Source organism: Streptomyces sp. NPDC104371, from assembly GCF_055583785.1.
On sequence record NZ_JBVJNF010000005.1, the window covers coordinates 284,870 to 306,068 of the forward strand.

Below are 21,199 nucleotides of genomic sequence, written 5' to 3' on the forward strand. Positions count from 1 at the left end.
GACCGTCGTCGGCCGACCGGGGGCACCGGTGAAGCCGGTGGTGCCGGGCGCGGAACAACGCACGAAGGACAGGGACTTCGCAGGTGCTCCGCAACGCGGCGCGCCGCCGGTTGCCCGGAGACTATCGCCTCTTCAGGCGCTTGATCGTGTCGCCCTAAGTCAAGAATCCATTACAAAGGGCGGGTGCTTCCCTTGTGGCCCGGTCCGCGCTCCACCACCACCCGATGTTCATAAGTGGCTACCCATTGAAGCCAATTGGTGATCAGAAGGCCCTTGACTGATCAAGAACGGGCTGGATTGGATCAGTAGGGTGCGATGCCTCGTGCTTCGCACCACTGCGCCATGCCCTGCCCAAGCCCTCAGCCCGGAACGGGAACCGTGACTTCTACGAACACCAGCACGTCCAGCAGGAGATTCCCCGGCGCGGCGGTCGTCGCGCTCGCCGCCACGTCGGCACTGCTCGCGGGGTGTGGCTCGTCCTCCGACGACAAGTCCGACCCGCTCAAGGAAGACAAGGCGGGCGGCAACTCCGTCGTCGTCGGCTCCAACAACTTCGCCGAGAGCATCCTGATCGCGGACATCTACGGCGAGGCGCTCAAGGCCAAGGGTGTCGACGTCACCTACAAGCCGAACATCGGCAGCCGTGAGACCACCTACGGCCTGCTGAAGAACGGCTCCGTCACCGTCCTGCCCGAGTACAACGGCGCGCTGCTGGCCTACCTGGACAAGGACGCCGCGCCGAAGACGCTCGCGGAGACGACGGCCGCTCTCAACGCCAAGCTCGACGCCAAGCTGACGCTCCTCGACCCGGCGCCCGCGCAGGACAAGGACGCCGTCACCATCAACGCGGCCACCGCGAAGAAGTACCACCTCACCAGCAAGTCCAGCATCGGGGACCTCAAGGGTGTCGCGAAGGACCTGGTCATCGGCGGCTCGCCGGAGTTCCAGACCCGTATGCAGGGCCTGGAGGGCCTGAAGAAGCTCTACGGCGTGGAGTTCAAGTCCTTCAAGGCGCTCGACGCCGGCGGCCCGCTGACCCAGGCCGCGCTGACGAAGAACACCGTGCAGGCCGCGGACCTCTTCACCACGGACCCCACCATCGCCAAGGAGAAGTTCGTGGTCCTCCAGGACCCGGAGAACCTCTTCGGGCTGGAGAACGTGCAGCCGCTGGTCTACAAGTCGGGGCTGCCCAAGAAGGGCGTCGACGCGCTCAACGCCGTCTCCGCCAAGCTGGACACGGCGACGCTGCTCGACCTCGACACCCAGGTCCAGCTCGGGAACAAGGACCCGCTGGACGTCGCCAAGGCCTGGCTGAAGTCGGCCGGTCTGGACTGACCCACGTGGACGTCACCGCGGACGGACCGACGCGGGTCCCCTCGCCCTCCGGGGCCCCGGGCACCCGCGTCGTCCTCAACGGCACCGGCCTCCGGGTCGACGGGGTGGTCGGCCTCGCCGACGGCACGGCCGCGCCCGCGGTGCCCGAGGCGGCGCTGGAGCGGGCCCGGCGCTCCTGGCACACGGCGGACCGGCTCGCCAGGACGGGCCGGCTCTACGGCCGCGGTACCGGCGTCGGCGCCCACCGCTCGGTGACGGTCACGGCGGGCGACGAGACCGACCACGGACGACGCCTGCTGCGCAGCCACGCGGGCGGCGCGGGCGCCCTGCTCCCGGCCCGCCAGGTCCGCGCGATGCTGGCCGTGCGCGCCAACCAGCTCCTGGCGGGCGGCTCCGGGATCCAGCCCGCGTTCATCACCGCCCTCACCGAAGCGCTGCGGCTCGGCGTCCATCCCGCCGTCCACGAGTACGGCGGTCTCGGCACCGGCGACCTGACCGCGCTGGCCGAGACCGGCCTCACCCTCATCGGGGAACGCCCCTGGCTCGGCGAACCCGAAGGCGGCCTGCCCGCGCCCGTCCCCCTGCGCCCCGGTGACGCGCTCGCGCTGCTCAGCAGCAACGCCCTCGTCCTCGGCCGGTCCGCGCTGGCCTGCCATGACCTTTCGGTGCTGCTGCGCGCCACGCATGCCGTGGCGGCCCTGTCGCTGGCCGCCGTCTCCGGCTCCCTGGAGGCGTACGCGGCACCCGTCCACGCCGTACGCCCCTATCCGGGACCGGCGCGCGCCGCCGCGGAGGTACGGCGCCTGCTCGGCGTCCCCGACCGGCCCGGTCCTTCGCAGGGGCGGATACAGGACCCGTACGGCTTCCGCGCGTTCCCGCAGGCGCACGGGCCCGCCCTGGAAGCCGCCGAGGCGCTGCGCCGCGTCGTGGAGGTGGAGGTCAACTGCCCCTCGGAGAACCCGCTGATCGGTGCGGACGGCACCGCTCACCACCACGGCGGCTTCTTCGCGGCCCCGCTCGGACTGGCCCTGGACGGGCTGTGCCTGGCCCTCCTCCAGACCGCCCAGCTCTCCGGCGCCCGGCTCGCCGCACTGGGCCGCCCGGATCTCACCGGACTGCCCGCCTTCCTCGCCTCGGGAGCCGCGAGCAGCTCGGGCACGATGATCCTGGAGTACACCGCCAACTCCGCGCTGGCGGAGCTGCGTTCGTGCGCGGTACCCGCGTCGGCGGGCCACGCGGTCCTCTCGCACGGCCTGGAGGACGCGGCACCCTTCGCCTCCCAGGCCGCGCGCCAGACCCTGCGCGCCGCCGAGGCCTACCGCACCGTCCTGGCCTGCGAACTCGTCACGGCCGTACGGGCGTTGCGCCTGCACCCGGACCCGCCGTCGGTCCCGGCGTTCACCGTGGCCACAGCGGCGCTCCCCGCGGACACCGAGGACCGGCCGCTGACGGGAGACGTGACCGTCGCGGCCGAACTCCTTCCGACGCTGGCCGAGTTGTAGGACGGGTCACCGCCTCGCCGGGGCGGGCGCCGAGCGCCCCCGCGTCATCACCGCTGTCGGTAAGGGCTTTCCGGTGCTTCCGGTACGGCGTAGGCGTACGTAGACGTAGTCACCTCACGTAGACACCCGTCACTCGGAACGGTGACTCTCCGTGCAAGCCCCACTCCGCCCTGCCGTCGAGTCGGCCATCCGGCCGGTACCATCCGGCACGGGTCGCCGGGCAACGGCGCCCACGGCGGGTTCGGGCCTCGAGAGTCCCGGCGACCGGTCTCCGGATGACGTCCGGCGCCTGGTGACGCATCCTTGCATGGGGTGTGTTCGGGGTACCCGGGAGTCCTGAGCGAGCGACGGAGGAGGCGTACGGCGGCTGCCTCCGGGAACCGGGCGGTGTGGTCATGGTCGAGAACGAGGTACGCGACTGGAGGGAAGACCCCGGGTGCTCGGTGTACGGCGCACCGTGCTGGGTCAGCCTCACCGCGCGCGATGTCGAGGTCGCGGAGAACTTCTACCGAGCGGTGTTCGGCTGGGAGTGGCAGCAGGACAGCCTCGGTGACCGCTTCCGCGTGGCGCTGGCCGACGGGGTCCCGGTCGCCGGGCTCGCCGCCGTGGCCTCGATGTGGCAGATGGCCGTCACCTGGACGCCGTACTTCGCGGTCCGCAGCGCCGACGAGGCCGTGTCCCGCAGCAGGGAGCGCGGCGGTACGACGGCCGTCGGGCCGATCTCCCTCCCGCCCGGCAGGGCGGCCGTGGTCGCGGACCGCGACGGAGCCGTCTTCGGCATCTGGGAGGGCCGGCTCGTGTCGGGCTGGCAGCAGTGGCGCGAGGACGCGCCCACCTTCATCCGGCTGCACACCCGCGACGCCTTCGACGCCGCCATCTTCTACGGGGAGGTCCTCGACTGGGCCTCCCCGCAGAGCAGTTGCGAGGTCGGCTACGACGGTGACGAGGTGGTCCTGCGCAGCGAGGGAACGGTGGTGGCGCGGATCCACTCGGGGGCGGTGGAGGCGGCGCCCGACCCGGCGGTCCGCCCGCACTGGGAGGTGCACTTCGCGGTCACCGACCTCGAGACCTGTATCGAGACCGCCCGCGCGAACGGCGGCGAGGTCGTCCAGTGGGAGCGGGGCGCGCAGGAGGCGCTGCTGGGCGATCCCGACGGGGCGCGGTTCACCGTGACCTCGAAGCGGGAGCCCTGAGCCGGAGGACGGCCGTACGCGGCGCACGGCCCCGGCGGACGGGAACCGGTGGATGAGCCCCGCAGGGATACGGGACCGGCGCCCGCCCGCCAAGGGCGCGGCGGTCAGGAGGTGGCCGACTCGGCGGGGGCGACGGGAGGTGTGGCCGACTTGGCGGCCGACCGCTCGCGGCGGCGGCGCAGGAGGCCGCGGCGCGGCTCCTGGTCCGGCAGCCAGCCGAAGGCCAGACAACTGCCCGTCACGCCCAGCAGCAGCCCGATCATGAAGCCGCCCAGGTTGGACGTGAGCCAAGTGCCCAGGGAGAGCAGGACGCCGATGATCGAGTAGAACAGCCGCTGGGCGGGGTTGAAGAGGATCAGCAGCCCGCACAGCAGCATCACGGTCGGCAGCAGATACCCCGCGAGGCCCTGCATACCGACGTGCAGCACCACCTTCAGCGACGCCTTCTCGGTGAGCAGGACCTCCCCACCGCCCAGCGTCAGCAGCAGCCCGCCCCAGAAGGGACGCTTCGCCCGCCACTGCCGGAACGCGACTTTGGGCCGGGCCATCAGCACCCCGAGCTGCTGAAGCGGAGCTTGAGTCCGGGCAGCTTGAACACCCCTGCCGTGGTGGCGTAGTTGGTCTGCCGGAGGTTGCCGATGTGCACGGTGTCGGCCTGCTGGCTGAACACACCCTTGTTGCCCCGGGCGTTGGCCTTGTTCAGCGTGCTCGCGTCGTTGCCGATCTCGATGTTGTTGAACGCGGCGTCACCGGACAGCTCGGTCGAGTCGGTGGTCAGATCCTTCGCGGTCACCGGAGTCGAGCCGGTGCCCGCGGTGATCAGGAGGTTCGTGCCACCGAGGTCGACGCTCTGACACAGCTTGGTGAGCGTCGCGTTCTTGATCGCGGAGGTGACGACCAGCACCTGGCCACCGGTGTCGCCGGCGTTCGGGCTGTCCTCCGCCATGTTGTCGAGGTTGCCGAACTGCTCGAAGCCGGTGCCGTCGAGGTTCGTGGCGGTGACCGTGAACGGCATCCCGGAGATGGCGAACTGGACGCCCAGCGCGCCCTGGGCGGTCATGATCGCGAGAGTCGCGGCGACCGCGGTGGCGGGCACCGCCATGATCGCGGTACGGCGCAGGCGGACCCGCCCGCGTCTTTCGGGTGCCACCGGGGCGGTCGTGCCGCCTTCCGGGGGCTCAGGGGTCGAGCCGGTGGACGCCAAGGCGTCCGAGGACGAGGCCATGTCTGCTCCTGGGCATAGTCAATGCGAGTAGGGCTTCCTGGCACGTTGTCCTGGCGCGGACAGCGCCTGCCGTACACGCTTCCTCGCACCTCCCGGCGTATGCGAGGCCTTCTCGTGGTAGGGCAGTGGCCGCCGAAGTTACCCGTGGTTACACCCACGGTCAAGGGAGTTGTGAGACAAAGGTGTTGATTGTACGGCGCGCGCGTGAACACGGTTCGTCGAAGACCAACTTCCGTGCCGCGCCTTGACATTGACGGAGCGTCAGGTCTACAACAACCCCTGCGTTCCCATGGATCCGTGGCGCCGGATCCCTCGCACGGCGCACCTCGCACTCCCGGCCCCGCCCCGCTGGGGCGTCGGTGACCTCTCTGTGTGCGCGGTGCGATGCACGGATCTCTCGCATGGCCGCGATCCACCGCTCTGCCGCGGCACCGGCACGGCCGCCACGCCCCTTCCCCGGCCCGCCCGGCGCCGCTCGTCGCTGCCGACCCGTCACGCACGGAGAAGGCGTCATGGGTCGGCAGCGTCGTACCCCACCTCCAGCCCCCACTTCGGAGAAGAGGCTCCCCATGCGTACGACCCGAACCCTGCTCGCTCTCGCCGGTGCCGCCGCCCTCGGCGTGGCCCTGGCGTCCCCCGCCTCCGCGAGCGGCGAGGTGCTCACCACGACCGACGGCACCGCCGTCGCCGTCGGGGACGTCCTCAACGCCTCGCTCGCGAGCGGCACCGCCGCCACGCTCTACTCCAGCGCCACCGGCACCAGCGGTATCTCCTGTACCGGGTCCACGTTCACCGCCAAGGTCACCGGCAACCCGGCCGCGCCCGGCACCGCCACCGAGTCGCTCACCGGCCACACCTTCGACAGCGCGACCTGCTCCAGCAACGTCGTCGGTGTGACGGGGGTCAGCAGCATCACCGTCGACCACCTGCCGTACACCACCACGGTCGGCTCCGGCGGCACGGTCACCGTCACCCCGGCGGCCGGGTCCACCATCCAGACCACGGCGACGCTGAAGACCCTGCTCGGCACGATCACCTGTGTCTACCAGGCCCCCAGCCTGACCGGTTCGGTGAACCCCTCCACCCATGGCATCGAGTTCAGCGCCCAGCACTTCACCAAGGCCTCCGGCTCGACCCTGTGCTTCGGCGACGGCTACTTCACCGCGAAGTACGCGCCGGTCGTCGACACCAGCCAGGCGGGCAGCCCGGTGGTCCAGGTCAACTGATCGGTGATCGACGGACGCGTCCGTCGGTGGCAGCCCGCACGACCCAGGGCCGCCACCGCCGGACGCGCCCGGCTTCCGGGCCGCCAGCGGCTTCGCGCGGTTTACTGATCACTCAGCGTGCCCACGAAGCGATCCCCGACGGGGCCTCCTCGGTGCCCGGGGATCGCGTCAACCGCGAGAAGAGGGAAGCCATGTCCGTCATGCGAGTGGCGCAGGTGACCGAGCCCGGGGGAAGGTTCGAGATCGTCGACCGGGAACTGCCCGAGCCGGGACCGGGGCATGTGCGGATCGCGGTGGAGGCTTCCGGTATCTGCCACAGCGACGCGATGTTCGTACAGGCTTCCTTCCCCGGCACCACGTTCCCGCTGGTGGCGGGGCACGAGGTGGCCGGCCGGATCGACGCGGTGGGAGAGGGAACGGCCGACTGGAAGGTCGGCGACCGGGTCGGGGTGGGGTGGTTCGGAGGACAGTGCGGCCACTGCCCGCCCTGTCGTCAGGGCGACTTCGTGAGCTGCTTCAACCTGAAGGTCCCCGGCCTGTCCTACGACGGTGGGTACGCCACCCACATGGTCGCCCCCGTCGAGGCCCTGGCCCGTATCCCCGAAGGCCTGGACGCTGCCGACGCCGCCCCGCTCGGGTGCGCGGGGGTGACGACGTTCATGGGGCTGCGCAACAGCCCCGCGCGCGCCGGTGACCTCGTCGCGATCCTGGGCGTCGGCGGCCTCGGGCACCTGGGCGTCCAGTACGCGGCCAAGATGGGCTTCGAGACCGTGGCGATCGCCCGCGGCCAGGACAAGGAGCCGCTGGCGCGGCGGTTGGGCGCGGACCACTACATCGACAGCACGGCCGCGGACCCCGCGCGGGCGCTGAAGGACCTGGGCGGCGCGAAGGTGGTCCTCGCCACCGCGGCCAACTCCGACGCCATGGCGGCGACGATCGACGGGCTCGCGCCGCGCGGCCGGTTGGTCGTCATCGGGGTCACGGACCAGCCGATCAAGGTGACGCCGTTGCAGCTCATCACCGGCAGCCAGTCCGTGGCCGGACACGCGTCGGGAACGGTGCGGGACGTGGAGGAGACCATGGCCTTCAGCGCGCACGCCGGTATCCGCCCGATGGTCGAGGCCGCACCGCTGGACGAGATCAACACCGCCTTCGCCCGGATGCTCTCGGGCGCGGCGCGCTTCCGTATGGTGCTGAGGACGACCTGACGCACCATCAAGTCATCATCAGTCGCAGCGACTTGATGCCGTTGATGAAGTTCGAGACGAGTCGCTCGGGTGGCGCGGCGAGCCGGGGACGGGGCAGCGCCCGCAGCATCTCCTCGTGGAGCACCCGCAGTTGCAGCCGTGCGAAGTGCGCGCCGAGGCAGACATGCGGGCCGTCGCCGAAGGAGACGTGCGGGTTCGGCGCGCGGGTCAGGTCGAGTCGGTCGGGCGCGGTGAAGGCGCGCTCGTCGCGGTTGGCGGACGCGTGGAAGACCACCACCTTGTCGCCCTCGCGGATGCGCTGACCGGCCAGCTCGGTGTCGACGGCGGCGGTCCGCCGGAAGCTGAGGACCGGCGGATGCCAGCGCAGCAACTCCTCGACGGCGGAAGGGAGTTGCTCTGGGCGGCGGCGTAGGTCCTGGTACGCCGACGGGTGTTCGGCGAGCGCCAGGAGGCCGCCCGGCGCCGCCGAGCGCACCGTGTCGTTGCCCGCGATCGTCAGCAGGAAGAAGAACATCTCCAGCTCGGGGCCGGTGAGTTCGGGGTCGGTGGCGAGGGTGGTCATGATGTCGTCGGCCGGGTGCTCCCGCTTGTACGCGGCCAGGTGCCCGGCGTAGGCGAACATGTCGCGCAGGGCGCCCGGCGAGCGCGGGTTCACCGGTCTGCCCTCCGCGTCCACCTGCGGCTCCCCGGCCTCGTCCGGGTCCTGGTAGCCGATCACCCGGTGTGTCCAGTGCAGCAGCAGATCCCGGTCGGACGCGGGAACGCCCAGCAGATCGGTGAGGTTGAGGACGGCGTAGTCGTCGGTGACGGCGGCGACGACATCGCAGGTCCCGTCCCCGGTGCGGGCCTGTTCGAGGGCGTCCGCGACCAGGGCGCGGGCGCGTTCCCGGGCGGTGGCCGCGAAGCGGTCGATACGGCGCGGGGTGAAGGCACGGCTGACCAGTCGCCGCAACCGGCCGTGGTCCGGCGGGTCCTGATTGAGCATCATGCGTCGGATGAACGGCAGGTCGTCCGGGTCCGGGTCGCGGATCTGCGTGGCGCCGAGACAGGAGGAGTAGGTCCGCGCGTCCTTGAGCACGCGCACCACGTCCGCGTGCCGCGTCACCGCCCAGAACCCGGGCCCCGCGGGCCAGCCGAGCACCTCCGGCTCGTCCTGCCAGGCGACCGGGTGGTGGTCGCGCAGGGTGCGGTACGCGGCATGGGGGACACCTTCGGCGTACCGGCGCGGGTCGAAGACGTCCGGGACGGGCGGCGCGTCCCGGACGCTCACGCGACCTCCTCGGCCCGCAGGAAGTCCTCGACCGTGCGCAGCAGTTCGAGGGGTGTCTCGTCCATCGCGTAGTGCCCGGCGGCGGGCAACTCGCGCAGCGCGCCCTGCGGATACCAGCGCAGCCAGGTCTCGCGCATCAGGGCCGCGGACAGCGCGGGGTCCAGCGCGCCCGTGACGGCCAGCGCGGGCACGCGCGAACCCGTGACCTCCGTGTGGAAGTCCTCCAGGGCCCAGGAGTCCAGCCACGTACGGAAGGCCTTCGCGTCACTGCGCGCCAGCGAGCGCGCGACCATCCGGTCCAGCCACGCGGCAGGGCGCCGTCCGCCCGTGGTGACATCGAGGATGGCGCGCCGGTGGTCCGGGCGGTGCGCGGCGCCCGCGAACAACTCCCACTGGTCGGCGGGCAGTCGCAGGCCCGAGGCCGGGACGGGGGAGACCCCGACGATCCGGCGCAGCCGCGCGGGCGCGAGCGCCAGCAGCCGTTGGGCGACCGCGCCGCCCATCGAGTGCCCGATCACGGAGAACCGCTCCCAGCCCAGCCGGTCGGCCAGCGCCACGAGGTCCGCGGCGGCCTCGGCGGTACTGAACGCGCCGGCCGCGTCCTTCGCCGCCCCGTACCCGCGCAGGTCCACCAGCGCGTAGGTGAACTCCCGGCGATCGAGGTCCGGGAGCACCGCCGCGTACGCGGCCCGGTCGGCGAACCAGCCGTGCACCGCGAACACCTTGTGGGCGCCGTCGCCGTGCACTTCGTGAGGCAGTACGAAGGAGGTCATGCGACCACGGTGGCGTGGGGGAGTGGGCTCGGCAAGGGGGCGTGCACAGCGAGAAGCCGCCGTGGACGGCCCCGCGGAGCTGCCACGACCGGCACCGTCGCGAGGCCTCCGCGCCCCGAATGCACACGATGGTGTGATCATGTTCTGCCCCGCGGATGCCCCCGACGGGCCCTGGGTAGGGCCGGGCCATGACGCAGCCGTTCGAACTCCCTCACTTCTACATGCCGTACGCCGCGCGGCTGAACCCCCATGTCGACGAGGCGCGGGCCCACACCACTCAATGGGCGCGCGCCATGGGCATGTTGGAGGGGTCCGGCATCTGGGACCAGGCCGACCTCGACGCCCACGACTACGGCCTGCTGTGCGCGTACACCCACCCTGACTGCGACGGCCCGGCCCTCTCGCTCATCACCGACTGGTACGTGTGGGTGTTCTTCTTCGACGACCACTTCCTGGAGACCTTCAAGCGCACCCAGGACCGCGCGGGTGGCAAGGCCTATCTGGACCGGCTGCCGTTGTTCATGCCGCTCGACCTCACGACCCCGGTGCCCGAGCCGCAGAACCCCGTCGAGGCCGGACTCGCGGATCTGTGGGCGCGTACGGTGCCGTCGATGTCCCTGGACTGGCGCAGGCGGTTCGCGCTCGCCACCGAGCATCTCCTCAACGAGTCCCTGTGGGAGCTGTCCAACATCAACGAGGGCCGGATCGCCAACCCGGTCGAGTACATCGAGATGCGCCGTAAGGTCGGCGGCGCCCCCTGGTCCGCCGGGCTCGTCGAGTTCGCGACCGCCGAAGTGCCCGCCGTCGTCGCGGAGTCGAGGCCGCTGCGCGTGCTCATGGAGACGTTCTCCGACGCGGTCCATCTGCGCAACGACCTCTTCTCCTACCAGCGCGAGGTCGAGGAGGAGGGCGAACTCAGCAACGGCGTTCTCGTCCTGGAGACGTTCTTCGACTGTGCCACGCAGCAGGCCGCCGACACCGTCAACGACATCCTCACCTCGCGCCTGCACCAGTTCGAACACACCGCGCTCACCGAAGTGCCCGCACTGGCCCTGGACAAGGGCCTGACCCCGGACCAGGTCGCGGCCGTCGCCGCCTACGCCCAGGGGCTTCAGGACTGGCAGTCCGGCGGCCATGAATGGCACCTGAGGTCCAGCCGCTACATGAACCAGGGCGCCCGTGAGAAGCGGCGGCCCCTCGGGCTGTCGGGCATCGGGATGTCCGCCACCGATGTGCGCGCCCTGCTCGCCGACGCCGGGGCCGAGCGGATGCGCGCGTACACGCACGTCCCCTTCCAGCCGGTGGGGCCCTCGCTGATCCCCGATCTCCCCATGCCCTACGAGGTGCGGCTCAGCCCCCATCTCGACGGCGCCCGACGCCGCCTCGTCCCCTGGATGCACGGGACGGGCATGCTCCAGGAAGGCGTCTGGGACGAGGACAAGCTCGCGGCGTACGACCTTCCGCTGTGCGCGGCGGGCCTGGACCCCGACGCCACCCCCGAGGCGCTCGACCTCAGCTCCCGCTGGCTCGCCTGGGGCACCTACGGCGACGACTACTACCCGCTGGTCTTCGGCAACCGACGCGACCTCGCGGCGGCCAAGCTGTGCACCGAACGGCTGTCGTCGTGCATGCCGCTCGACGGCGAGACGCCGCCCGTGCCCGTCAACGCCATGGAGCGCGGACTGCTCGATCTGTGGACGCACAGCACGGCCGCGATGACGCGTGAGCAACGGCGCTCGCTGCGCGCCGCCGTGGACACGATGACGGAGAGCTGGCTGTGGGAGCTGTCCAACCAGCTCCAGCACCGCGTCCCGGACCCCGTCGACTACCTGGAGATGCGCCGCGCCACCTTCGGCGCCGACCTCACCAAGAACCTGTGCCGCATGGGGCACGGCCCCGAGGTCCCGGCCGAGGTGTACAACAGCGGCCCGGTCCGCGCGTTGGAGAACGCGGCCATCGACTACGCGATGCTGATCAACGACGTGTTCTCGTACCAGAAGGAGATCGAGTACGAGGGCGAGGTGCACAACGCCGTCCTCGTCGTGCAGAACTTCTTCGGCTGCGACTACCCGACGGCCACGCGCGTCGTGGGCGACCTGATGAACCAGCGCCTGGAGCAGTTCCAGCATGTCGCCGCGCACGAACTGCCCGTGCTCTACGACGACTTCGACCTGTCCGGCGAGGCACGCGCGACCATGGACGGCTATGTCGGGGAACTGCAGAACTACATGTCCGGCATCCTGAACTGGCACCGCGGCTGCCACCGCTACGGCGCGGCCGACCTGGCCCGCCGCGCCCACGGCTTCGTACCGGACCTCGCACCGGCCGTCATCAAGTGGGCGACTCCGACGGCCCACTTGGCCGCCCGCTGACGGCGACCGCCGCTGACCATGACCGCTACCGACCGCCGCTGACCGCCCACCGGGCGAACGTCGCCTGTCCGGTGCCGTCCGCATCGGGCACCGGGCAGGACGACCGAAAGTAATCGCCCGGAATGGGGCATTCAGGGAACTATGGCGTGGCGACAGGAGTCCTTGGATGTGACGGCGGCTGGACCAGGCTGCCGAGACGAATGAACACAAGGGAACACGGGGGGTGTTCGACCTTGACCGACATCATCGAGCGGGCCATCGGCACAGGGGCGGGGGAGCAGGACGGAGCGCCGGGCCGACCGGCGCCGGGCGAACTGACGCCGTACGCGGCGCCGTTGACGATCCCGCCCGTCCTGCGCCCGTACGCGGGCGACGTCCTGCGGGAGACCGAGATCGCCCTGCGCCCCACGTGGGTGCGCCTGCATCCGCAGTTGCCGCCCACGCTCATGTGGGGGTACGACGGCTCGGTGCCGGGCCCGACCATCGAGGTGCGCCGTGGTCAGCGCACCCGCATCGCCTGGACCAACCGCATCCCGAAGGAGAGCGAGTATCCCGTCACGGCCGTCCAGGTCAAGTCGCGCGAGCGGGGCGCCCCGGCGAGCACGGAGCCGGGCCGTGAGGGCGTCGAACCGGACAAGGACGTGGCGGCCCTGCCCGCCTGGTCGGTGACGCATCTGCACGGCGCCCAGACCGGCGGCGGCAACGACGGCTGGGCGGACAACGCCGTGGGATTCGGTGACGCCCAGCTCTCGGAGTACCCGAACGACCACCAGGCGACGCAGTACTGGTACCACGACCACGCCATGAACATCACGCGCTGGAACGTGCAGACGGGGCTGTTCGGTACGTATCTGATCCGCGACGACGAGGAGGACGCGCTCCGACTCCCCTCGGGGGAGCGGGAGATCCCGCTGCTGCTCGCCGACCGGAACCTGGACACGGACGAGGACGGCCGCCTCAACGGTCGCCTGCTGCACAAGACCGTCATGGTCGAGGAGCGGAACGCCGAGACGGGCAAGCCGGTGACCCTGCCCTTCACCGGCCCCTACACCACGGTCAACGGCCGTATCTGGCCGTATGCCGAAGTGGCCCCGGCCTGGTACCGCTTCCGGCTGCTGAACGCGTCCAACGCGCGCATCTACGACCTCGTCCTCGTGGACGAGGAGAACACCCCGGTGCCGGGTGTGGTGCATCAGATCGGCAGTGACGGCGGGCTGCTGCCGCGCCCCGTGCCGATCGACTTCGACGACGCGCTGCCGACGCTGACCGCCGCCCCGGCCGAGCGGTTCGATCTCCTGGTCGACTTCCGGCAGTTGGCCGGGCGCACGCTGCGCCTGGTCGACAAGGGCCCGAACCAGCCCGCGGGGGTGGCGGACCCGGAGGGCGACGTGCGCTACCCGCACGTGCTGGAGTTCCGCGTCGGCGGGTGCGACGACGAGACCGCGAAGGGGGAGACAGGGGAAGACGCCTTCGAGTTGCCCGAGGTGCTCTCGGGCTCCTTCCGCCGCCTCACGCACGACATCGACCACGGCCACCGGCTGATCGTGCTCACCCCACCGGCCACCAAGGGCGCCGGTGGCCACCCGGAGATCTGGGAGATGACCGAGGTGGCGGACGCGAGGGGCCTCCGGCTCCCCGCCGAGGGTGTCATCCAACTCACCGGCGCGGACGGGAAGACGAAGACGTACCGGCGTACGGCCCGGACGTTCAACGACGCCCTCGGCTTCACCCTCGCCGAGGGCAGCTACGAACAGTGGAGCTTCCTCAACCTCGCCCCGATCGTCCACCCCATGCACATCCATCTGGCCGACTTCCAGATCCTCGGGCGCGACGCGTACGACATCTCGAGCTTCGACCCGGCGATCGGCGGCACCCGCGCCCCGATCGCGTTCGCCGCGGACACGTCGATTCCCCTCGCTCCCAACGAGCGTGGCCACAAGGACGTGTTCCGGGTGCCGGGCGGCCAGATCCTGCGCGTGATGGGCCGGTTCGACGGCGCGTACGGCCGGTTCATGTACCACTGCCACCTCCTCGAACACGAGGACATGGGCATGATGCGGCCGTTCGTCGTCATGCCGAGCGAGGCGATGAAGTTCAGCCATGAGATGGGACACGGCGGGCACGAGGGTCACATGGGCTGACCGACCGCGGGCGAGCGGCAGTTCGGCCAGCGGAGGTTCAGCGGAGCCCCGCCCGCTCGCCCGCGTGCTCCACCGCGGCTCGCGCCGGCGCCCGGACGATCGGGTGCGGGCGCGAGCCGTCGCCCGCCAGCTCCGGCTGGGAGAGGGTGGCCAGGAAGAAGGGATGGCCGGGGAGTTCGGCGACCCGGACGGCACCGTCCTCGTCATGACCACTGAACCGCGGCCCGTGCGCGCGCAGCGTGTCGAGGTGCCGGGTGGGGCCGTACGCGCAGAAGTACTGCTCGACGGTCCGCTCGGCGCCGATCACCGACCGGGCCAGCGAGTCCGGCTCGACACGGACCGCGGCCTCGTGGCCGAGCAGGGCGCAGGCGAGCGGTTCGATGAGCGGGTCGTCGGCGTCGGGGTCGTTCTCGGCGTGCGCGACCCGGGTCAGACCGCAGACCGTACGGGTGTACTCCAACAGGGTGTGCTGGAAGCCGCCGCACGTACCGAGGAACGGGATGCCCTGCTCGCGGGCGGTACGGATCGCGGTGACGCCGCCGGTGGCTGGTTCTCCTTCCTGGTGGCACCGCGTGACCCGTTGATCATCGTTGTGCGCATCGTGCCTCCGTTCGACGCGCTGTAGACGTCACTCCGAGAATCCTGCGCCCCGGCAATGGGCTCGCGTCGGCCCCCGGCGCGGGGCAGGATGCTGCCCGGAGAACTCGGCCTGCTCGACCTGTGGAGGACATGGATGACCGCGCTGCCCGACGACGACGGACCCGTGCGCTTCACCGCCGAGGACTACGCGGCCCGGATGCGGCGTGCCGCCGAGAGCGCGGCCGGGGCCGGGCTCGACGGGCTGCTGATCGCGCCCGGACCCGACCTGGTGTGGCTGACGGGGTACCGGCCGGTCGAGACCGAGCGGCTCACCCTTCTGGTGCTGCGGGCCGGGCAGGACCCCGTCCTCGTCGTACCGACCCTGGAGGCCCCCGACGCCGCCGCGGCGGTCGGCGCGCCCGCGCTGACCCTGCGCGACTGGACCGACGGCCAGGACCCGTACCAGGCGGCCGGCTCCCTGCTCGACGCCACCGGCCGCTACGGCATCAGCGACAACGCCTGGGCCCTGCACCTGCTCGGCCTGCGCGACCGGCTCCCGGACAGCGACCACCTCGCCCTCACCCGCGCCCTGCCGATGCTGCGGGCCGTCAAGGACGCCGCGGAACTCGACCGGCTCGCGGCGGCCGGCGCGGCGGCGGACGCGACGTACGAGGAGATCCGGAAGGTCTCCTTCGGGGGACGCCGCGAGCGCGAGGTCGCCGCGGATCTCGCCGATCTGCTGCGGCAGTTCGGGCACGAGCAGGTCGACTTCACCATCGTCGCCTCGGGCCCCAACGGCGCCAACCCGCACCACGAGGCGGGCGAACGCGTCATCGAGCGCGGTGACATGGTCGTCCTCGACTTCGGCGGTCTCAAGCACGGCTACGGTTCGGACACCTCCCGCACGGTCCACGTCGGCGAACCGACCGACGAGGAGCGCAGGGTCCACGCACTGGTGCACGCCGCCCAGGAAGCGGGCTGCCGGGCGGTCCGGCCGGGCGCGGCCTGCCAGGACGTGGACCGGGCGGCCCGCGCGGTCATCGCCGACGCCGGATACGGCGAGTACTTCATCCACCGCACCGGGCACGGGATCGGCGTCACCACCCACGAACCGCCCTACATGATCGAGGGCGAGGAACAGCCCCTCGTCCCCGGCATGTGCTTCTCCGTGGAGCCCGGCATCTACCTGCCGGGCCGCTTCGGGGTCCGTATCGAGGACATCGTGACGGTGACCGACGACGGCGGACGCCGCCTCAACACCACGGCCCGCGAGATGGCGTTGGTCGACTGACCGGGCCGACGGCACGCTCATGAACCAGCCACCGACACCCACGGCGGAGACCGTACGCCGACTCGCCCGCTCCCACCTTCACGACGGCGGAGGCGAGGGCGAAGGACCGGCTGTGTCACCCGCCGGTGAGGGCGGCGGCCCCCTCTCCACCTGGTGGGTCGGCACGCGCCACGTGCTGCGCCTGGCCACCGACCGCGACGCCTCCGGGCGCCAGCGCCGCGAACTGCGGCTGCGCGCCCTGGTGCGGTCCCACGTCCGGATCGCGGTCCCGACGAGCGTCGCGCGCGGAGAGTGGGCCGATGGCCTCGGCTACACCCTCGACACCCGGCTGCCCGGCGCCGCGGGCGAGGGGCAGAGCGTCTCGGCGGTCGGCGAGGCGGACCTCGCGGGGCTGCTCGCCGGGCTGCGCGAGGTGCCCGTACGACAGGCCGAGGCGCTCGGCGTCCCGCGCGTGCCGCCCCGCTCCCTGGAGACCCTGCGGACGGACGCCGCGCGCGCCGCCGGACGCCTCGCCGAGGCCGACGAGTTCGACCCCGCCCGGCTCGCCCAGTTCACCGCGCCCGCCGCCCGCCAACTCGCGACACAGCCCGGCGCCTCCGTCCTGGTGCACCACAACCTCCGCGGCGACCACCTCGTGGTGAGCGGCGACGGACGCGTGCGCGGTGTGCTCGGCTGGACCGACGCGATCGTCGGCGACCCGGCCGAGGACATCGCCCAGCTCGCCGTCACCCTCGGCGCGCCCGCCGCCGTACGCGCCGCCACCCTCGCCGGGTACGGCGCCCGCCCCTGCCTGCGCGGCCTGTGGCTCGCCCGCTGCGACACGCTCGTCCGCCTCGCCGACGGGCTGGAGGGCCGCGACCGCACCCCGCTCCCGGTCCTGCGCGAGCGGTCGCGGCGCGCCTGGGAGGCGATCCTGCTGGAGCGGCTCGCCGAACTGCCGGACGACGACACGCCGTAGGACCGCAAGCCGTGTGTCACACCTGCGTCAGCACCACGCACGACTCGCCCGGCAGGTGCAACACCCCGTCCTCGTCCGGAGGCGCCACCGGCTCCCACGCGGCCAGCACGCGCGCGTGGACGCCGAGCGGGATCCGGGCCGGCTGCCGGGAGAGGTTCACGGCGACCCGTACGTCCCCGCGGCGGAAGGCGAACCACCGGGCGTCCTCGTCGTAGGCGACCTTCACGTCCGCGAGGTCGGGTCCGGAGAGGTCCGGCTGGGCGTGGCGCAGGGCGATCAGCTCGCGGTACCAGGCCAGCACGCGCGCGTGCGGGGCGCGTTCCGGCTCGGACCAGTCGAGGCAGGAGCGCTCGCGTGTCGCCGGGTCCTGCGGGTCGGGCACATCCTCCTCCGCCCAGCCGTGCGCCGCGAACTCCCGGCGCCTGCCGTGCCGTACGGCGTCGGCGAGGCCGGGGTCGGTGTGGTCGGTGAAGAACTGCCAGGGGGTTCCCGCGGCCCACTCCTCGCCCATGAACAGCATCGGTGTGAACGGAGCGGTGAGCACCAGCGCCGCCGCGCACGCCAGCAGCCCCGGGGAGAGGGACGCGGCGAGCCGGTCGCCCTGCGCGCGGTTGCCGATCTGGTCATGGGTCTGGGCGTAGCCGAGCAGCCGGTGCGCGGGGACGCGGGTACGGTCCAGCGGGCGGCCGTGGTGGCGGCCCCGGAACGTCGAGTAGCTGCCGTCGTGGAAGAAGCCGCCGGTCAGGGTCTTGGCGAGGGCCGCGAAGGGAGCGCGTGCGAAGTCCTCGTAGTAGCCCTGCGATTCGCCGGTGAGCGCCGTGTGCAGGGCGTGGTGGAAGTCGTCGTTCCACTGCGCGTGCACGCCGAGACCCGACTGCGCGCGGGGGGTGATGACACGCGGGTCGTTCAGGTCCGACTCGGCGATCAGGAACAGCGGCCGGTCGACCTCGGCCGCCAACGCGTCCACCGCCTGCGACAGTTCCTCCAGGAAGTGGATCGCGCGCGTGTCGCGCAGCGCGTGCACCGCGTCCAGCCGCAGCCCGTCGAGCCGGTAGTCGCGCAGCCAGGCCAGCGCGCTGTCGACGAGATACGCGCGTACCTCGTCCGAGCCCGGCCCGTCCAGGTTCACGGCCGCGCCCCAGGGAGTGCGATACGTATCCGTGAAGTACGGTCCGAACGCCGGGAGATGGTTGCCCGAGGGGCCGAGATGGTTGTGCACCACGTCCAGGACGACACCGAGGCCGAGTTCATGGGCGCGGTCGACGAATCGCTTCAGGGCCTCGGGCCCGCCGTACGGCTCGTGCACCGCCCAGAGGGACACGCCGTCGTACCCCCAGCCATGACGGCCCGGGACCGGACAGAGCGGCATCAACTCGACGTGCGTGACGCCCAGTTCCGCCAGATGCCCGAGCCGCTCGGTGGCCGCGTCCAGCGTGCCCTCGCGCGTGTACGTCCCCACGTGCAGCTCGTACAGCACCGCACCCGGCAGCGCCCGCCCCGACCACGCGGCACGCCAGGGGTACCGCCCCTGGTCGACGACCGCGCTGAGCCCGTCGGGGCCGTCCGGCTGACGGCGCGAGCGCGGGTCGGGCAGCACGGGGCCGTCGTCCAGGGCGAACCCGTACCGGGTACCGTCCTCGGCCTCCGCCACGCCGGTCCACCACCCCGCGCGCTCCGGATCACGTACCGACGCGCGCGTGGCGCCACCGCAGTGGAGCGTCACCCGGGCGGCCTGCGGCGCCCACACCTCGAACTGCACGGACAGTTCCCCCTTGTCTGCTCATGTGACTGCTCATGTGATGCTCATGTGTGTCTGCTCATGGCGATCCCGTGGGCCCTCATGGGCGTCCTCCTGGGATCCCTCATGACGCACAGGAGATCAATTCCCCGGGGAACCCTCCCCCTTGACACACCGATGCAAGCGCACGGCCCCAAGTGCGGCCCTTCCGTTTTCTGGACACCTCCACCCGCTCTGACCCACAATCACCTGTGTGACGTCGTCCTTCGAGTTCCACACGTACCCCGCGCGGCTGTCGGACGCCGAGCGTGACAGGGCGCTGAAGGTGCTGCGTGACGGCGTCGCCCTCGGGCGTCTGTCGCACGACACGTTCATGCGGCGCATGGAGTTGGCGCTGGCCGCCCGGCAGCCGCATGAACTGGTCGCCCTCACCGCGGATCTGCCGCCCGAGAAGCGCTGGTCCCGGCTCGTCTTCGGGACCGTCGAGGCGGTGTCGGGGTTCGGCGTGCGGCTGCGCAGGGCCTGGCAGGCCGAGCGGCTGCCCAAGCTGCTGCTGCCGCACCCCGGCAGCCCGCACCCGCTGCGGATAGGCCGTGACCCCGCCAGCGGCCTCAGACTCAGCCACGACACGGTCTCCCGCGTGCACGCCGAACTGACCCACCAGGGCGGCCTGTGGGTGCTGCGCGACCTCGGCTCGACCAACGGCACGACCGTCAACGGCCGCCGCGTGATCGGCGCGGCGGTCGTCCGCGACGGCGACCAGGTGGGCTTCGGCGACATGACGTTCCGGCTGGCGACGGAGTAGCCCCGCGCGGGTGCCTATGGGCGGCGCCTGCTGACGGCGTCCACCGGCGGTGCCTACTGCTGGTGCAGCCCGCGCCCCGCGAGCGTCAGGAACGTCTCGCCGACCGCCTCCGACAGCGTGGGGTGCGCGTGGATGTGCCGGGCCACGTCGGACGGCTGCGCGTCCCAGCCGACGATGAGCTGGCTCTCCGCGATCATCTCGGAGACATGCGGGCCCACCAGATGGACACCGAGCACCTGCCCGCCGTCCTGCTCCGCGACGACCTTCACCACGCCGCCCTGCCCGTGCACCATGCCCTTGGCGATCGCGGTCAGCGGCATCGTGTTGACGTCCACCTCGTGCCCACGCGCGCGTGCGTCCGCCTCGCTCAGCCCGACGGACGCGGTCTGCGGCGACGAGTACGTGACCCGGGGCACGGCCGCGTAGTCGACCGGCGCCGACGCCACCCCGGCCAGTGTCTCGGCCACCAGCAGGCCCTCCGCGAACGACGCGTGGGCGAGGCCGAGGGACGGGGGCGGCAGCAGATCGCCCACGACGTGGATGCCGGGCACGGCCGTCTCCAGACGGGCCCAGTCGGCGGGCGCCACGAACCCCCGTTCGTCCGCCGTCAGCCCCGCCGAGGCCAGGTCGAGGCCGTCGGTCACCGGCGCCCGGCCGACGGCCACCAGCAGCCGCTCGGCCTCGACGGTACGGGTCTCGCCGCGGGCGGTGCGTATCCGCGCGCGTACCCCGTCGGCCAGGAGTTCCGCGTCCAGCAGCCGCGCACCCGTCTGCACATCGATGCGGCGCTTCTTCAGACCGCGCGTCAGATGGCGGCTCACATCGGAGTCCTCCAGCGGCACGATCCGGTCCGCCGCCTCCACGAGGGTCACCTCCGCGCCCAGGGAGCGGTGGAAGGAGGCGTACTCGACCCCGATCGCGCCGCCGCCGAGCACCAGCACCGACGCCGGCAGCCCCGGCGCGAACAGCGCGTCGTCGCTCGTGACCACCCGCCGCCCGTCCGGGGCGAGCCCCGGGAGAGTACGCGGCCGTGACCCGGTGGCCAGCACGATCCCGCGACGCGCGGTGAAGTCCTGGACGGTGCCGGTCGGCGCGCCCCCGTCGTGAACTCCCGCCACCCGCACCCCGCGTGCGCCCGTCAGCCGCGCGCTGCCTCGTACGACCCGCACGCCCGCGTGCGCGAGATGCGCCTGCACGCCCCGGTGGTTGCGCCCCACGATGTCATCGCGGGTGGCGACGAGCGCGCCCCAGTCGACCGCGTCCAGCGTGGCCTTCACACCCCAGCGCTCGCGCGCCTCGGCGATCCCGTCGACCAACTCGGCGGCGTGCAGCATCGCCTTGCTCGGGATGCAGCCCCGGTGCAGACAGGTCCCGCCGACCTTGTCCCGCTCGACCAGGACGACGGTCAGCCCCAGGGCGGCGGCGCGCAGGGCGGTGCTGTATCCGCCCGTGCCGCCGCCGATGACGATCACATCAGGTGTGCTCATGGCGTTCATGTCCCCACCCTCGTCCGCCCCTTGCCATGAGTCCAAGGCAATGTTCTTGTGGGATCCATGCACAACGCTTATGGCATGCACCGTGCT

At 72.0% G+C, this 21,199-nt stretch carries 17 protein-coding genes and 1 pseudogene; 11 read left to right on the forward strand and 7 right to left on the reverse strand.

Annotation, left to right across the window (positions count from 1 at the left end):
* Positions 1 to 342: 342 nt before the first annotated feature.
* The 3 genes from ACZ60T_RS18310 (at position 343) to ACZ60T_RS18320 (ending at position 4,030) form a co-directional block, all read left to right on the forward strand.
* Positions 343 to 1,335, forward strand: coding sequence for an ABC transporter substrate-binding protein (locus ACZ60T_RS18310; RefSeq protein ID WP_469666792.1), 993 nt, complete (start codon positions 343 to 345; stop codon positions 1,333 to 1,335).
* Between the two features lie 5 nt (positions 1,336 to 1,340).
* Positions 1,341 to 2,837: an aromatic amino acid ammonia-lyase gene (locus ACZ60T_RS18315; protein ID WP_469666793.1), complete on the forward strand. Its 1,497-nt coding sequence runs from the start codon at positions 1,341 to 1,343 to the stop codon at positions 2,835 to 2,837.
* Positions 2,838 to 3,232: 395 nt separating this feature from the next.
* On the forward strand, positions 3,233 to 4,030 hold the full coding sequence (locus ACZ60T_RS18320) for a VOC family protein (protein ID WP_365623465.1): 798 nt from the start codon (positions 3,233 to 3,235) through the stop codon (positions 4,028 to 4,030).
* 104 nt (positions 4,031 to 4,134) lie between these two features.
* On the opposite strand, the gene ACZ60T_RS18325 is transcribed toward ACZ60T_RS18320, so the two are convergent.
* The gene (locus ACZ60T_RS18325) at positions 4,135 to 4,578 is read right to left on the reverse strand and encodes a DUF6114 domain-containing protein (RefSeq protein ID WP_469666794.1); all 444 of its coding nucleotides are present in this window, start codon (positions 4,576 to 4,578) and stop codon (positions 4,135 to 4,137) included.
* Positions 4,578 to 5,255: a DUF6230 family protein gene (locus ACZ60T_RS18330; protein WP_365623461.1), complete on the reverse strand. Its 678-nt coding sequence runs from the start codon at positions 5,253 to 5,255 to the stop codon at positions 4,578 to 4,580. The genes ACZ60T_RS18325 and ACZ60T_RS18330 overlap by 1 nt, the downstream gene beginning before the upstream one ends.
* A 569-nt stretch (positions 5,256 to 5,824) precedes the next feature.
* Between ACZ60T_RS18330 and ACZ60T_RS18335 the strand changes: the two genes are divergently transcribed.
* Entirely contained in the window at positions 5,825 to 6,481 is a 657-nt protein-coding gene (locus ACZ60T_RS18335; RefSeq protein ID WP_469666795.1) for a Tat pathway signal sequence domain protein, read from the forward strand.
* Between the two features lie 191 nt (positions 6,482 to 6,672).
* The gene (locus ACZ60T_RS18340; protein WP_469666796.1) at positions 6,673 to 7,689 is read left to right on the forward strand and encodes an alcohol dehydrogenase; all 1,017 of its coding nucleotides are present in this window, start codon (positions 6,673 to 6,675) and stop codon (positions 7,687 to 7,689) included.
* A gap of 7 nt (positions 7,690 to 7,696) precedes the next feature.
* Here ACZ60T_RS18340 and ACZ60T_RS18345 read toward each other — a convergent pair whose 3' ends face one another.
* Both ACZ60T_RS18345 and ACZ60T_RS18350 read right to left on the reverse strand, forming a co-directional pair.
* Positions 7,697 to 8,959 (reverse strand): cytochrome P450, encoded by a 1,263-nt coding sequence (locus ACZ60T_RS18345; protein ID WP_469666797.1) that lies wholly within the window; start codon positions 8,957 to 8,959, stop codon positions 7,697 to 7,699.
* Positions 8,956 to 9,732 (reverse strand): alpha/beta fold hydrolase, encoded by a 777-nt coding sequence (locus tag ACZ60T_RS18350; RefSeq protein WP_365623453.1) that lies wholly within the window; start codon positions 9,730 to 9,732, stop codon positions 8,956 to 8,958. The genes ACZ60T_RS18345 and ACZ60T_RS18350 overlap by 4 nt, the downstream gene beginning before the upstream one ends.
* A 188-nt stretch (positions 9,733 to 9,920) precedes the next feature.
* On the opposite strand from ACZ60T_RS18350, the gene cyc2 reads away from it, so the two are divergent.
* Positions 9,921 to 12,104, forward strand: a complete 2,184-nt coding sequence (cyc2, locus tag ACZ60T_RS18355) for a germacradienol/geosmin synthase Cyc2 (RefSeq protein WP_469666798.1) — start codon at positions 9,921 to 9,923, stop codon at positions 12,102 to 12,104.
* A 233-nt stretch (positions 12,105 to 12,337) separates the two neighbouring features.
* The gene (gene phsA / locus ACZ60T_RS18360) at positions 12,338 to 14,245 is read left to right on the forward strand and encodes an O-aminophenol oxidase PhsA (RefSeq protein ID WP_469666799.1); all 1,908 of its coding nucleotides are present in this window, start codon (positions 12,338 to 12,340) and stop codon (positions 14,243 to 14,245) included.
* 37 nt (positions 14,246 to 14,282) lie between these two features.
* Here phsA and ACZ60T_RS18365 read toward each other — a convergent pair.
* Positions 14,283 to 14,786 (reverse strand): annotated as a pseudogene (locus ACZ60T_RS18365) (CTP synthase); the annotation flags it as partial.
* Here ACZ60T_RS18365 and ACZ60T_RS18370 point away from each other — a divergent pair.
* The 3 genes from ACZ60T_RS18370 (at position 14,712) to ACZ60T_RS18380 (ending at position 17,073) form a co-directional block, all read left to right on the forward strand.
* Positions 14,712 to 14,870, forward strand: coding sequence for a hypothetical protein (locus tag ACZ60T_RS18370; RefSeq protein ID WP_469666800.1), 159 nt, complete (start codon positions 14,712 to 14,714; stop codon positions 14,868 to 14,870). The pseudogene ACZ60T_RS18365 and the gene ACZ60T_RS18370 overlap by 75 nt on opposite strands.
* Positions 14,871 to 14,978: 108 nt before the next feature.
* The gene (locus ACZ60T_RS18375; protein ID WP_469666801.1) at positions 14,979 to 16,115 is read left to right on the forward strand and encodes a M24 family metallopeptidase; all 1,137 of its coding nucleotides are present in this window, start codon (positions 14,979 to 14,981) and stop codon (positions 16,113 to 16,115) included.
* A gap of 19 nt (positions 16,116 to 16,134) precedes the next feature.
* Positions 16,135 to 17,073 carry a phosphotransferase gene (locus ACZ60T_RS18380; RefSeq protein ID WP_469666802.1) on the forward strand — a complete coding sequence of 313 codons (939 nt, stop codon included), beginning with the start codon at positions 16,135 to 16,137 and terminating at the stop codon, positions 17,071 to 17,073.
* Between the two features lie 16 nt (positions 17,074 to 17,089).
* Here the strand turns inward: ACZ60T_RS18380 and treZ are convergent, their stop codons facing one another.
* Positions 17,090 to 18,832, reverse strand: coding sequence for a malto-oligosyltrehalose trehalohydrolase (gene treZ, locus ACZ60T_RS18385; protein ID WP_469666803.1), 1,743 nt, complete (start codon positions 18,830 to 18,832; stop codon positions 17,090 to 17,092).
* 232 nt (positions 18,833 to 19,064) lie between these two features.
* On the opposite strand from treZ, the gene ACZ60T_RS18390 reads away from it, so the two are divergent.
* Positions 19,065 to 19,616: a DUF1707 and FHA domain-containing protein gene (locus ACZ60T_RS18390; RefSeq protein WP_365623441.1), complete on the forward strand. Its 552-nt coding sequence runs from the start codon at positions 19,065 to 19,067 to the stop codon at positions 19,614 to 19,616.
* Positions 19,617 to 19,669: 53 nt separating this feature from the next.
* On the opposite strand, the gene lpdA is transcribed toward ACZ60T_RS18390, so the two are convergent.
* Positions 19,670 to 21,103 carry a dihydrolipoyl dehydrogenase gene (gene lpdA / locus ACZ60T_RS18395; RefSeq protein WP_469666804.1) on the reverse strand — a complete coding sequence of 478 codons (1,434 nt, stop codon included), beginning with the start codon at positions 21,101 to 21,103 and terminating at the stop codon, positions 19,670 to 19,672.
* Positions 21,104 to 21,199 lie beyond the last annotated feature (96 nt).

What these genes read in the sequence shown, in the direction of transcription:
- ACZ60T_RS18330 (WP_365623461.1), bottom strand. Translation starts at nt 5,255, where the DNA reads ATGGCCTCGTCCTCGGACGCCTTGGCGTCCACCGGCTCGACCCCTGAG.
- ACZ60T_RS18380 (WP_469666802.1), top strand. Translation starts at nt 16,135, where the DNA reads ATGAACCAGCCACCGACACCCACGGCGGAGACCGTACGCCGACTCGCC.
- ACZ60T_RS18340 (WP_469666796.1), top strand. Translation starts at nt 6,673, where the DNA reads ATGTCCGTCATGCGAGTGGCGCAGGTGACCGAGCCCGGGGGAAGGTTC.
- lpdA (WP_469666804.1), bottom strand. Translation starts at nt 21,103, where the DNA reads ATGAGCACACCTGATGTGATCGTCATCGGCGGCGGCACGGGCGGATAC.
- ACZ60T_RS18320 (WP_365623465.1), top strand. Translation starts at nt 3,233, where the DNA reads ATGGTCGAGAACGAGGTACGCGACTGGAGGGAAGACCCCGGGTGCTCG.
- ACZ60T_RS18335 (WP_469666795.1), top strand. Translation starts at nt 5,825, where the DNA reads ATGCGTACGACCCGAACCCTGCTCGCTCTCGCCGGTGCCGCCGCCCTC.
- ACZ60T_RS18375 (WP_469666801.1), top strand. Translation starts at nt 14,979, where the DNA reads ATGACCGCGCTGCCCGACGACGACGGACCCGTGCGCTTCACCGCCGAG.
- ACZ60T_RS18350 (WP_365623453.1), bottom strand. Translation starts at nt 9,732, where the DNA reads ATGACCTCCTTCGTACTGCCTCACGAAGTGCACGGCGACGGCGCCCAC.
- cyc2 (WP_469666798.1), top strand. Translation starts at nt 9,921, where the DNA reads ATGACGCAGCCGTTCGAACTCCCTCACTTCTACATGCCGTACGCCGCG.
- ACZ60T_RS18310 (WP_469666792.1), top strand. Translation starts at nt 343, where the DNA reads ATGCCCTGCCCAAGCCCTCAGCCCGGAACGGGAACCGTGACTTCTACG.
- ACZ60T_RS18325 (WP_469666794.1), bottom strand. Translation starts at nt 4,578, where the DNA reads ATGGCCCGGCCCAAAGTCGCGTTCCGGCAGTGGCGGGCGAAGCGTCCC.